The organism is Azospirillum melinis, assembly GCF_013340935.1.
In the GTDB taxonomy this organism is placed as follows: domain Bacteria; phylum Pseudomonadota; class Alphaproteobacteria; order Azospirillales; family Azospirillaceae; genus Azospirillum; species Azospirillum melinis.
Genome location: NZ_WHOS01000007.1, coordinates 146,373 through 158,371, shown reverse-complemented (window position 1 = coordinate 158,371; position 11,999 = coordinate 146,373). Strand labels below are relative to the sequence as shown.

At 67.7% G+C, this 11,999-nt stretch carries 12 protein-coding genes and 1 riboswitch; of the genes, 3 read left to right on the top strand and 9 right to left on the bottom strand.

Going from position 1 to position 11,999, the window contains the following annotated elements:
• Positions 1–5: 5 nt before the first annotated feature.
• The 6 genes from GBZ48_RS08030 to GBZ48_RS08005 all read right to left on the bottom strand — a co-directional run bounded on the left by GBZ48_RS08030 (position 6) and on the right by GBZ48_RS08005 (position 5,873).
• A complete protein-coding gene (locus GBZ48_RS08030) occupies positions 6–1,244 on the bottom strand; it encodes an efflux RND transporter periplasmic adaptor subunit (RefSeq protein WP_343049426.1) in 1,239 nt (412 codons plus the stop codon).
• A gap of 6 nt (positions 1,245–1,250) precedes the next feature.
• The gene (locus GBZ48_RS08025) at positions 1,251–2,009 is read right to left on the bottom strand and encodes a TetR/AcrR family transcriptional regulator (protein WP_174470544.1); all 759 of its coding nucleotides are present in this window, start codon (positions 2,007–2,009) and stop codon (positions 1,251–1,253) included.
• 185 nt (positions 2,010–2,194) lie between these two features.
• Positions 2,195–3,235 carry a sensor histidine kinase gene (locus GBZ48_RS08020; protein WP_174470543.1) on the bottom strand — a complete coding sequence of 347 codons (1,041 nt, stop codon included), beginning with the start codon at positions 3,233–3,235 and terminating at the stop codon, positions 2,195–2,197.
• Positions 3,232–3,681, bottom strand: coding sequence for a response regulator (locus GBZ48_RS08015; RefSeq protein ID WP_174470542.1), 450 nt, complete (start codon positions 3,679–3,681; stop codon positions 3,232–3,234). The genes GBZ48_RS08020 and GBZ48_RS08015 overlap by 4 nt, the downstream gene beginning before the upstream one ends.
• On the bottom strand, positions 3,671–5,170 hold the full coding sequence (locus tag GBZ48_RS08010) for a sensor histidine kinase (protein ID WP_174470541.1): 1,500 nt from the start codon (positions 5,168–5,170) through the stop codon (positions 3,671–3,673). The genes GBZ48_RS08015 and GBZ48_RS08010 overlap by 11 nt, the downstream gene beginning before the upstream one ends.
• Positions 5,171–5,276: 106 nt before the next feature.
• A complete protein-coding gene (locus tag GBZ48_RS08005; protein ID WP_174470540.1) occupies positions 5,277–5,873 on the bottom strand; it encodes a LysE family translocator in 597 nt (198 codons plus the stop codon).
• A gap of 287 nt (positions 5,874–6,160) precedes the next feature.
• Between GBZ48_RS08005 and GBZ48_RS08000 the strand changes: the two genes are divergently transcribed.
• The 3 genes from GBZ48_RS08000 to GBZ48_RS07990 all read left to right on the top strand — a co-directional run bounded on the left by GBZ48_RS08000 (position 6,161) and on the right by GBZ48_RS07990 (position 9,542).
• Entirely contained in the window at positions 6,161–7,348 is a 1,188-nt protein-coding gene (locus tag GBZ48_RS08000; RefSeq protein WP_174470539.1) for a urate hydroxylase PuuD, read from the top strand.
• Between the two features lie 35 nt (positions 7,349–7,383).
• Positions 7,384–8,730: a guanine deaminase gene (guaD, locus tag GBZ48_RS07995; protein ID WP_174470538.1), complete on the top strand. Its 1,347-nt coding sequence runs from the start codon at positions 7,384–7,386 to the stop codon at positions 8,728–8,730.
• A 26-nt stretch (positions 8,731–8,756) separates the two neighbouring features.
• A riboswitch (yybP-ykoY riboswitch) is annotated at positions 8,757–8,881 on the top strand.
• 82 nt (positions 8,882–8,963) lie between these two features.
• The gene (locus tag GBZ48_RS07990; RefSeq protein ID WP_174470537.1) at positions 8,964–9,542 is read left to right on the top strand and encodes a manganese efflux pump MntP; all 579 of its coding nucleotides are present in this window, start codon (positions 8,964–8,966) and stop codon (positions 9,540–9,542) included.
• A gap of 53 nt (positions 9,543–9,595) precedes the next feature.
• Here GBZ48_RS07990 and tenA read toward each other — a convergent pair whose 3' ends face one another.
• From tenA to GBZ48_RS07975, 3 genes are read right to left on the bottom strand one after another with little or no spacing between them, the layout of a single operon-like run.
• Positions 9,596–10,282, bottom strand: coding sequence for a thiaminase II (gene tenA / locus GBZ48_RS07985; RefSeq protein WP_174470536.1), 687 nt, complete (start codon positions 10,280–10,282; stop codon positions 9,596–9,598).
• 49 nt (positions 10,283–10,331) lie between these two features.
• Positions 10,332–11,171, bottom strand: a complete 840-nt coding sequence (locus tag GBZ48_RS07980; RefSeq protein WP_174470535.1) for an ABC transporter permease — start codon at positions 11,169–11,171, stop codon at positions 10,332–10,334.
• Entirely contained in the window at positions 11,158–11,985 is an 828-nt protein-coding gene (locus tag GBZ48_RS07975) for an ABC transporter ATP-binding protein (RefSeq protein WP_174470534.1), read from the bottom strand. The genes GBZ48_RS07980 and GBZ48_RS07975 overlap by 14 nt, the downstream gene beginning before the upstream one ends.
• Between the last annotated feature and the right edge of the window lie 14 nt (positions 11,986–11,999).

Sequence of the window (11,999 nt, the reverse complement as noted above, 5' to 3'; positions counted from 1 at the left end):
CGGCCTCAGTTCTGCGGCAGGGTCTGCGGCGGGGTCAGCGGATTCTTCTCCGCCGGGACCACGGCCGCACCGTTGGCGAGCTTCAGCTGGCCCGACACCACGACGCGGTCGCCGGCGTTCAGGCCGCTGCGGATCTCCACGCGGTTCGCGAGGCGGTCGCCGACCTTGACCGGCTTGCGCTCCACCACCAGCTGCTCCTTGCCGTCCTGGGTCTTCTGCTGGGTCGCGACGAAGACGGAATCGCCGTAGACCGTGTAGTCGACCGCGGTTTCCGGAACGGTCAGCGTGTTGGGCTGCGGCGGCAGGACGACGCGGACATTGGCGAACATGCCCGGCCGCAGCTGGCGCTCACGGTTGTCCATCGTCGCCTGCACCTTGACGGCACGGGTGTCGGCGCTGACCTGCGGCTCGATGGTGGTGATCTTCGCCTCGAAATCGCGGCCGGGCAGGGCATCGACGTTGATCAGCACCCCCTGGCCGACCGACAGCTTGGTGAAGCTCTGCTCCGGCAGGGTGAAGTTGATGTAGAGCTGCGACAGGTCGGTCAGCGTGACGATGGTCGCGCCCGGATTGACGTAGTCGCCGACATTGACCTGCCGGATGCCGAGTTCGCCGTCGAACGGCGCCTTGATCAGCTTCTGGCCGATCAGGGCGCTGGTGCGTTTCATGTTCGCGTTGATCTCGTCGAGCTGCGCCTGATACTGGTCGACGTTGCTCTGGGGTGTCGCCTGGCTGCGGCGCAGGTCGCGGTAGCGTTCAAGGTTCAGCTCGGCCAGGCGCGCCTGGGCGCGCTGGGCCAGCAGGTCGGCCTGCTCGGTGGCGTCGTTCAACTGGACCAGCGGGTCGCCGGCTTTGACGCGGGCGCCCGATTCGAACGGGATGCGGTCGACACGGCCGGCGACCTCGGGGGCCACCGTCACCTGACGCGCGGCCTGGAGCGTGCCGATGGCCGACAGGTATTTCGGGATGGTCTGCACCGTCGCCTCGGCCAGCGCCACCGGCGTGGGCGGCGGCTTGTTGTTGGCGAAGAAGTCGGCGATGGCCTTGGCGCGGAACGTGTTGAAGCCGTACAGCCCCGCGCCCAGCAGTCCCAGCACGATCAGCGTGATGACGATGCGCACGGTCAGCCGCCCGCGCGTCACCGGCTTGCGCGGCGGCGAGGTGGGGGGAGGCGCCCCGCGCCCCGGCTCGGACGCCGGGTGGCCGAATGACGTCTCGGTCTTTGGCGAATGGTCCAGGGTCACGTTCGGCTACTCCGGTCTCTCGGGTGTGGGGTCGTCATTCTTGGCTGCGCCATTTGCGGGCTTGGCCGCATCGTTTGCCGGCGGCGGCTGGGAAGGCACGAAGGGAAAGCGTCCGCCGCTCTCATGCGCGGCGATGGCGGTGTCGCTGAGGCCGAGCCCGCGCAGGATGAACCAGATGGTCTGGCGCGCAAGGTCGGGACGGCCGCAAGGATAAGGGACGATGGCCCCGCCGGACAGGCAGACGGTGGCCATCATCTCGCACAGATGCTCGGCAAGCCAGAATCCGTTCTCCGCATCGACAGGGCCCGGCATCAGGTCGCCGGCGGCGGTCGCGGCCGCGATGGAGGCGGCGAAGCAGGGCAGGAAGCGGCTGCGGATGCCTTCGAAGACCTGCCGCATGAACTCGCCGTCCTCCAGCAGGCTGATGATCGACAGGCGATGGCGGGCGCGCTCGTTCGGATCGGCCGGCAACTCGATCACGAAATAGTTCACCATCCCCTGGATCATCTGCACCAGCGTGCCGGTGCTGGGCGGCAGCGACACCAGCCGTTCATATTCCGGATCGCCGTCGATGCAGCAGAGGAAGATCGATTCGTAGAGCGAGGCCTTGGATGGGAAATGCTTGAAGATCAGCGCCTCCGACACGCCGGCGGCCTGCGCGATCTCCTTGGTGGTGGTCGCGGCGAAGCCCTTGCGCGCGAACAGCGGCAGGGCGGCGTCGAGGATCGCCCGCTTGCGGGCGTGGCTGTCGAGGCGCGGGGCCATCAGAAGGGGGCCATCGGAAAGGGCTGGGTCGGTCGCTTGTGATAAGTGAGTGCTTACTCACCTTGCCGGCGGAGATATAGCCTGGGTGCGGCATCCTGTCCATGGGGTTCGGCAGGATGGCCGGCAATCTCCTGCCCGGCCCCTGACAAGGGCGGGCGGGGCGGTGCGCCCGAACGAACGCGCGGTTACAGCGGCTGCAGCGGCATCGTCAGCGTCACCCGGGTGCCGGCATGCTGGCGGTCATGATGCAGCAGCGCGCCCAGGCTGGACGCCATCGCCTGGACGATGCGGGTGCCGAGGCCGGTTCCCTGGGGGGCATCGTCGCCGGAGAAGCCGACCCCGTCATCCTCGACGCTCACCGACAGCTGCCCTTCGGCGGCCATCGCCCGCACACGGATGCTGCCGGCCCGGCCGTCGGGATAGGCGTATTTGCAGGCATTCGTGACCAGTTCGGTCACGATGACCGCCAGGGATACGGCCTTGTCGGTCGGCACCGTCACCTCGTCGGCGACGACGACGAAGCTGTCCGGGCGCTGGGACGCCATGGCGGTGTGCATTTCGGCGAGCAGCGTTTCCAGATAGGTGTCGAAGCGGACGGACCGCACGTCGTCGGAGGTGTAGAGGCTGCGGTGGATGCCGGCGATCGCGGTGATGCGCAGCTGGGTCTCGTCCAGGGCGGTGCGGGCCATGGAATCCGACAGGCCCGACCGCTGCATCCGCACGAAGGCCGCCACCAGGGCCAGGCTGTTGGCGACCCGGTGGTTGACCTCGCGCAGCAGCATCTCCGCCCGGTCGCGGGCCGCGCGCACCTCCCGGTCCGCCCGCTCCCGTTCCCGGCGCAGGTGGGCCTTTTCGAGGGCCTGCTCGATGGCCGCCGCCAGCAGATCGAAGAATCCCTCGCCGGTCTCCTTGGGAACGTAATCGTCAGCACCAGCCTTCAACGCCGCGACGGCCACCCGCGTGTCACCGGCGCCGGTGACGTAGATGACCGGCGGAGCGTTCTCGCGCGACAGCAGGGCGGGCAGTATGTCCAACCCGGTCGCTCCCGGCATCTCGTGGTCCAGCCCGACCACCGCGATGCCGCCAAGCCCCAGCCGCTCCAACCCGTCCCGGCCGTCCTTCGCCCACTCAACCGCGTACCCGCGCCGTTCGAGCCTTCGTTGCACCAGCCGAGCCAACGCAACGTCGTCGTCGATGTAGAGGATGCGTATGGCCGGGTCGGTCATGCCTCCGCCTCGGGCACCTGGATGACGGAGAAGAACAGCCCCAGCTGCCGGATCGCGGTGGCGAAGCTTTCGTAATTCACCGGCTTGGTGATGTAGACGTTGGCCCCGATGTCGTAGCAGCGCTGGATTTCCTGCCGGTCGTCGGTGGTGGTCAGCACCACGACTGGAAAACGCTTGGTGTGGGGGTTGGCCTTCAGCCTGGACAGGATATCGACCCCGGTCATGTCCGGCAGGTTCAAATCCAGCAGGATGAGAAGCGCCCGGCCCGTGCTGGCCTGTCCGCTTCCGTCCGGACCGAACAGATAATTGAGGGCGCTGGTGCCGTCGGTGAAGGGCACGATCTCGTTGGTGACGCCGGCCCGCCGGATGTTCTTCTCGATCAGGCGGGCGTGTCCCTCGTCGTCCTCGATCATGACGATGCAGACCGTCTGGGGGTCACGATTCATGAGCGGGCTTCTCCGGGGACAGGGCAAGAACTTTCGGAAGGCTTATGCGAAAGATACTGCCCTGTCCAGGAACGGAATCGACAGTGACATCGCCTTGCAGGCGCCGGACGAGCGTGCGGACATAGGCGAGGCCGATCCCCTCTCCCGGACGGTCCTGCACGCCGGACCGGCGGAACAGCTCGAAGATACGTTCGTGATCCTGCGGTGCTATTCCGCGGCCGTTGTCGGCGACCTCGAAGATCAGCGAATCCGCCTCCGACCGCCCACGGATGGCGATCCGGCCGGGCCGGGCGGGATCGAGATATTTGATCGCATTGTCCAGCAGGTTCCCGAACACCTGCTCCAGGGCGAGCCGGTCGGAGACGAGCGACGGCAGCGGGCCGGCGATGTCGACGGCACAGCCCAGTTCGCCGGCCCGGTGGCGGTTGCTGGCGGCCACATTTTCCAGAAGAGCCTGCATGGAGACGGGTTCGGGGTTCAGCGTCCGACTGCCCTGGCGCGACAAGGCGAGGATGGCGTTGATCAGACGGTCCATCTTCGTCGTCGACGTGCGGATGAAGCCGATGGCCTCCGGCATGTCCTCGGCGACCGCCCGCCGCGCCTCCGCCGCCGTGGCGTCGTCGCCATCCGCCGGTCGGCGGTCGAGGTCGGCGGTTACGCTGACCAGTCCCGCTTCGAGCTCGCTGGTGAAGCCCATCACGTTGACCAGCGGTGCGCGCAGATCGTGGCTGACGATGTAGGCGAAACGCTGGATCTCGTCGTTGGCCCGCTGCAATTCCATGGTGCGCTCCGACACGCGCTGCTCCAGGGAATCGTTGAGGGACTGGATCGCGCGCTGTGCCTGCATGAGGGCGCGGGTATAGCCGACCGCGATCCACACGGCGCCGCCGACGACCAGCAGGATGAACAGGCCGCCGAGGATCGCCACCCATCCCGATGTCCTGGCCTGCCCGGTCAGGGCGCGGAGCTGGGTGTCGAGTTGGGCATCGGCGGGGGTGATCAGGTCGTCGAGCGAGCGCCTGGCATCGTCCATCAGCCGCATGCCGCGGCCGGTGCGCACGATGGCCAGGGAGTCGTCCCGGCGTCCGGCCTCCATCAGGGCGATGGTCTCCGCCAGCTCCTCCCGCTTGGCGGCGGCCAGACCGACGAGATGGTCGAGGATGCGCAGCTCGCCGGCATCGCCGTCGGCCAGTTCGCGCAGCCGGGCGATGGTGGCGTCCACCGCCGCGACGGCCGCCTCGTAGGGCTTGAGATATTGGCGGTCCTCGGTCAGCAGGTAGCCGCGCTGTCCGATCTCGGCATCCTGCAACTGGCTGAGCAGAGTCCCAGCGGCGACGCGCAGGGCCGATATCCGGCTGACCGAGCGGGAATATTGCTGCGTGCTGTCCGCCAGCCATCCCGACGTCGCGATGATCGCCAGCAGCGCGAAGGCGGCGGCGAGCAGCATCAGGAGGGCACGGCGCGTGACTGTGCTGCCGGACGTGGGCATCGCGAAGAGCCGTGCGCTGCGAGGAAGAATTAGTCCCTCTACCAATTCGCGGCACGGTTGGCAACCGATCGACGGTTCGGGTCTTCCGGCGGCAGGGGATTTGGCGTCATGGCTCGATCCAGATCGGCAGGATCGATGTGACCAGGAGAAGCGCCAGCGCGATGTTGAGGGCTCTCCAGTGCCGGTCCTGCGTCAGGACATGCCGGAGCAACTGGCCGCCCAGGCACCAGACCGACAGCGAGACCGACGCGAAGCATCCGAAGGCGACTCCGAGAATAACGGCAACGTCGGCTGGACCGTCGCCGATCGACGAGAAGGATGCGGCGGCTCCGGTGGTCATCGCCCAGCCCTTCGGATTGTAAAGGACAAGCCAGGCACCGCCCGCGATGCTCGCCGGCTTGGCGACCGACCCGGTCGTCTTCGGGGCGCCTGTGCGTGACAGCTGAAAAGCCAGCCAGAGAAGATAAGCCGTTCCCGCGATCTTGACTGCCGTCTGTACCGCCGGCACGGCAACGAATATCCCCTCGATCCCGGCCGCGGCGGCGGCGGCCATGCCGGCGAGGCCCAGCGATATGCCGGCGATCAGCGGAAGCGATCCCCGATAGCCGAAATTCATGCCCGATGCGGTGGCGAGCGTCGTCGCCCCGCCGGGAGAAATCGTTGCCGCCAACACGAACAGCGCGAGACCGCTCAACGTCTGCATTCCCTTCACCCACGATCCGATGACCTGAGGTCTGGTTAGAGCTGCCTGTGATATTAGGGAATGGAATAATCTTAATCCTTTCCATTACGTTATCTAATGGAATGGGCGGCTGACGGCATCGCCATGATTGACAATGCCGCGGCTGCGCCCCTCCGGAAGGAGGCTTGCGGCCACGGCTCCATCTTTCGTCATTTTTTGAAGCTGTTGGGACGGACGAATGGTTTTCCGCAGCTGCACACTGGCCTTACAGTCAAGCCATCGACCTGACCGGAAGGAGCGTGCGCGCTATGGAGCCCATCCTGTGGGAATGGATCAACGCCCTGGCGCGGTGGCTGCACGTCATCACCGCCATCGCCTGGATCGGATCGTCCTTCTATTTCATCCATCTCGACGCCTCGCTGCGCCGCCGGGCAGGGGCGCCGGCCGGGACGGCGGGCGACGCCTGGCAAATTCACGGCGGCGGTTTCTACCACATGACCAAATACATGGTCGCCCCGCCGCAGTTGCCGGAGGATTTGACCTGGTTCAAGTGGGAATCCTACGCGACGTGGCTCAGCGGCTTCTTCCTGATGTGCGTGCTCTACTACCGCGGCGCCGATCTGTTCCTGATCGACCAGGACGTGCTGGCGCTCAGCCATTGGCAGGCGGTGGCGATCAGCGTCGGCGCGCTGGTGGCGGGCTGGGTCGCCTATGACCTGATGTGCAAGTCGCCGCTCGGCCGCAACGACGGGGCGTTGGCTGTCGCCGGCTTCGTCATGCTGGTGGCGACCGCCTGGGGCATGACGAAGATCTTCAGCGGGCGCGGCGCCATGCTGCAGGTCGGTGCCCTGATGGCGACGATGATGGCCTGCAACGTCTTCATGCTGATCATTCCCAACCAGCGCAGGACGGTGGCGGCCATGCTGCGCGGCGAGACGCCGGACCCGTCGCTGGGCAAGAAGGCCAAGCAGCGCTCGCTGCACAACAACTACCTGACCCTGCCGGTCGTCTTCCTGATGCTGTCCAACCATTATCCGCTGGTCAGCTCCACCCGCTACAACTGGGTGATGGTGGCGCTGGTCCTGGTTGTCGGCACGGCGATCCGCCATTTCTTCAACAGCCGCCATGCCGGCAAGCCGACGCCCTGGTGGACCTGGGGGGTGGCCGCCGCCGGCATGCTGGGATGCATCTGGCTCAGCACCATGGGGCCGGCGACGGCCGACACGGCTGCGGCGGCCCCGGTGAAGGTCGGCTTCGCCCAGGTGGAGGAGATCGTCGCCACCCGGTGCAGCATGTGCCATGCCGCCCAGCCGGTGTGGGAGGGCATAGCCGCCCCGCCGCGCGGCGTCGTGCTGGAGGGCGACGGCATCCGCCGCCATGCCGGGCAGATCCGCCTGCAAGCCGGCTACAGCAGCGCCATGCCTCCCGCCAACATCACCGGAATCACCCCGCAGGAGCGGGCGGTGTTGGCGGCGTGGTCCGGTGACATTAAGTAACCCTCCCTCACAGCACTCCATCGAACCGGACCCCCATGCCCGACCAGTCTATCGCTGCCCCCGTTTCCGCCGCCATCCGCGGGCGCCTGCTCAGCTTCCATCGCCCGCCCGCCGGGCCGGACGATCTCGATTGCCTGACCTATCGTGAGGACGGGCTGCTGCTGGTCGGAACGGATGGGCGGATTCTGGAGACCGGCGACTGGGCCGACCTGCGCGGCCGGGTTCCGGACGGGGTGACGGTCGACGACCACAGCGGCAGGCTGGTGCTGCCGGGCTTCATCGACACCCACATCCATTTCCCCCAGACCCAGGTCATCGCCTCCTACGGCGCCCAGCTGCTCGACTGGCTGGAGAAATATACCTTCATCGAGGAGCAGCGCTTCGCCGACCCGACCCATGCCGCCGCCAACGCCGCCTTCTTCATGGACGAGCTGCTGCGCAACGGCACGACCACGGCGGTGGTCTACGGCTCCGTCCACCCGCAGTCGGTCGATGCCCTGTTCGCCGAAGCCGAGGCGCGCGGCGCCGGGCTGATCGCCGGCAAGGTGATGATGGACCGCCATGCCCCGCCGGCCCTGACCGACACGGCGGAGAGCAGCTACCGCGACGGCAAGGAGCTGATCGGCCGCTGGCACGGGCGGGGGCGGCAGCGCTATGCCGTGACGCCGCGCTTCGCCATCACCTCGACCGAGGCGCAGCTTGAGGCGGCCGGCGCGCTGCTGCGCGAGCATCCCGGCGTCCACATGCAGACCCACCTGTCGGAGAACACCGACGAGATCGCCGAGGTCGGCCGCCTGTTCCCTGGTGCGCGCGACTACACCGACGTCTACGACCGTTTCGGGCTGCTGGGGCCGACCTCGCTGTTCGGCCACTGCATCCATCTGTCGGAAGCGGAGATGGCCCGGCTGTCGGAAAGCGGGTCGGTGGCCGTCTTCTGCCCGACCAGCAACCTGTTCATCGGCAGCGGCCTGTTCGATCTCGACGCCCTGTCGAAGCCGGAGCGGCCGGTGCGCACCGCCATCGCCACCGATGTCGGCGGCGGCACCAGCTATTCCATGCTGCGCACCGCGGCGGAGGCCTACAAGGTGCTGCAGCTGCGGCGGCAGAACCTGCCGGCGCTCGCCGCCTTGCACTGGATGACCCGCGGCAATGCCGAGGCGCTGGGCATGGCCGGCGAGATCGGCAGCCTGGAGCCCGGCCGCTGGGCCGACCTCGTCGTGCTCGACCCTGCCGCGACGCCGGCTATGCGACATCGCATGAAGGCGGTGGACGGCGATCTGGAGGAGGAGCTGTTCATCCAGGTGACGCTGGGCGACGACCGTTCGGTGGCCGCCACCTACCTGCGCGGCCGCAATTCGCACCTGCGGCAAACTGGCGCTTGACCCAAGCCCCTAGTCCCTGTAGGACTTCCGCCGTCATTGGGGAGTAGCCACCCGCCGGCAGCGATCCGGTGGGGTTCGCGTCAACAGACTTGGATGGTTCCGGCCTCTGGCCGTTACCGCCATGGCGCGCACGGCGACCAGAGGGTCGACCCGGCGAGACCAGTGGATCGGACATCTCCGCGGCCAGCCGGAGTCCGCCCGATTCCACTGTGTTGTCTGGCCCGGGAATAGCCATGATCGCCACGTCCCTCGCGCTCGCTTTCAGCCTTTCGATGGATAGCTTCGCCGCCGCTCTCGGCCGCGGGGCCTGCTCGCGCCGTGCCGGTTTGCCGGAAGCGGTGCGGGTGGGTGCCGCCTTCGGCGTCTGCCAGTTCGCCATGCCGCTGGTCGGCTGGGGCATCGGCATCGCCTTCGCCAGTCTGGTGGAGTCGGTCGATCACTGGATCGCCTTCGGCCTGCTGCTGGCGGTCGGCGGTGCGATGCTGCGCAACGCCATCATGGACGGCGAGGATGAGGGCGAGGAGGATTGCGGCCCGGTGCGCAGCGTGCGCGCCGAATGGCTGGCCCTGCTGACCACCGCCGTCGCCACCAGCATCGACGCCGCCGCCGTGGGTGCGGGGCTGGCGCTGGTCGATGTCGACATGGTGACGACCTCGGCGATGATCGGCGTGGTGACCTTCGCCGTGGCCTTCGGCGGCGTGCTGATCGGCAAGGCCGCCGGCAGCCATCTGGGGCGCTGGGCGGAAATGGCCGGCGGCGTCGTGCTGATCGGGCTGGGCGCGAAGATCCTGCTGGAGCATACGATGGGGTGAGCTGGAACGCTGAGGTCGGCGGAGCATTTGCCGCCGACCTCAGTCTTCCGCGCTTAGCCCGCCAGCGTCATGCCCATTTCCCAGAAGTCCGCTTCCAGCCGGCTGGCCTGCCGGAAGATGGTCAGCAGTCGGGGGAAGCGCGCCTCGGTCATGCCGTCCGCCGCCAGCCGGTCGAGATTTTCCCGCGCCGCCCGCGCCACCTCCTGATAGGCCTCGCCGGCATATTCGGCGATCCAGACGCGATAGGGGTTGTCGTCGTCGAGTGCACCCGGCAGTGCTGCCAGCCGGCGGCCGATCTCGGCATAGCCGATGATGCAGGGGCTGAGCGCGATATGCAGGTCCAGCAGGTCGCCGCGCAAGCCGGTTTCCAGCACATAGCGGGTGTAGGCCATCGTCGCCTTGGACTCCGCCGCTTGCTCCAGCTCGGCGGCCGGCAGGCCCCAGCCGGCGCACAGGCCGACATGCAGGTCCATCTCCATGTCGAGGATCGCCTTCAGCCCGTTCAGCGAGGCCCGCATCTCACGCAGGTCGCGGCCCTTGTAGATGGCGAGCGCATAGGCGCGGGCGAAATGGATCAGGAACAGATAGTCCTGCACCAGATAATGGCGGAAGCACTCCTGCGGCAGCGTGCCGTCGCCCATCCCGCGCACGAAGGCATGGTCGACATAGGCCGACCAGTCCGGCCGCGCCCCGGCGACGAGCCGGTCGAACAGGTCGGGGGTGGAGGAGGGCGGGGTCATGGCGGCTGTCTCCGGTGTCGCTGACGAAGTGGGGTCGACACTCTAGCCGCTATTCCCCCGTTTGCAGCAAGGCACCGCGCACCCGCGCCCGATGGAAGGCGTACAGGAACACGGCGATGCCGCCCGCCATATAGACCATGTTCAGCCCGACCGCCCAGGCCAGATGGTCCCAGCGCAGCGTGCCGTCGAACACCAGCGCCCGCATGCCCTCGAACACATGGGCCGAGGGCAGGGCGAGCGACACCGGCTGGAGCCAGTCCGGCAGGACCGACACCGGGTAATAGACCGCGCTGACCGGGGCCAGCATGAAGACGACGATCCAGGCCAGCCCTTCCGCCCCCATGCCGTAGCGCAGGATCAGCGCCACGATCAGCAGCCCCAGCGACCAGCCCAGCACGATCAGGTTGGCGAAGAAGGCGGCGAGCGGCAGGCCGAGAGCGAAGACCGAATAGCCGAAGAAGGGAATCGCCAGCCCCGCCGCCGGCAGCACGCCGATCAGGGTGCGCAGCAGGCTCATGGTCATCAGCGCCGTCACCCATTCGCCGGGGCGGAGCGGGCTGACGAACAGATGGCCGAGGTTGCGCGACCACATTTCCTCAAGGAAGGAGATGGAGACGCCGAGCTGGCCGCGGAACAGCACGTCCCACAGCAGAACCGCGCTGACCAGCACGCCGGCGCCCTGCGCCACCCAGCCGCTGCCGCCGCCGCTGCTTGAGGCCATGAACTGGTTGATGTAGCCCCACAGGATCATCTGCATGGTCGGCCAATAGGCCAGCTCCAGAATACGCGGCCAGGAGCCGCGCAGCAGGTACCAGTAGCGCAGCACCATGGCGCCGACCCGGCGCAGCGAGAAGTCGTTGCGCGGAATGACCGCCTCATTCGGCTGCATCGGCGGTCTCCCCGGTCAGGATGCGGTCGTCGGAGGCGCGGGCGATGTCGAGGAAGACCTCCTCCAGCGTCTGGCGGCCGTAGCGGGCGAGCAGCGCCGACGGCGCGCCGCGGTCGACGATCCGTCCCTGCCGCATCATCAGCACGCTGTCGCACAGCCGCTCCACCTCCAGCATGTTGTGAGAAGCGAGCAGGATGGTGGCGCCGGTGCGCAGCCGGTAGCGTTCGAGGTAGGTGCGGATCCAGTCGGCGGTGTCGGGATCGAGCGACGCCGTCGGCTCGTCCAGCAGCAGAAGCTCCGGGTCGTTCAGCAAAGCCTTGGCCAGCGCCACGCGGGTTTTCTGCCCCGCCGACAGTCCGCCCGACGGCCGATCCAGAAAACGCGACAGGTCAAGATGCTCGGCCAATTCTTGGACGCGCTTTTTGACGCATGTCAAACCGTAGAGGTGGGCATAGACGGTAAGGTTCTCCCGCACCGTCAGCCGATGGGGCAGTTCGACGTAGGGGGAGGAGAAGTTCATGCGCGGAAGCACGGCATGCCGATGGCGCGCCATGTCGACGCCCAGGATCTCCACCGTCCCGGCCGTCGGCAATAAAAGCCCCAGCAGCATCGAGATGGTCGTCGTCTTGCCGGCGCCGTTGCCACCGAGAAGGCCGGTGACACTGCCGCGCGGCACGGTGAAGCCGATGGCGTCGACCGCCGTGACGTCCCGCCCGTCAGGCGTGGCGAAGCGCTTGGTCAGCCCCTCCGCCCGGATGGCGGGGGCAACGGCGGGAGTGGCCGGCTGCTGCGGTGGGATGGTTCGTTCGGTCATGGGCACAGAATATG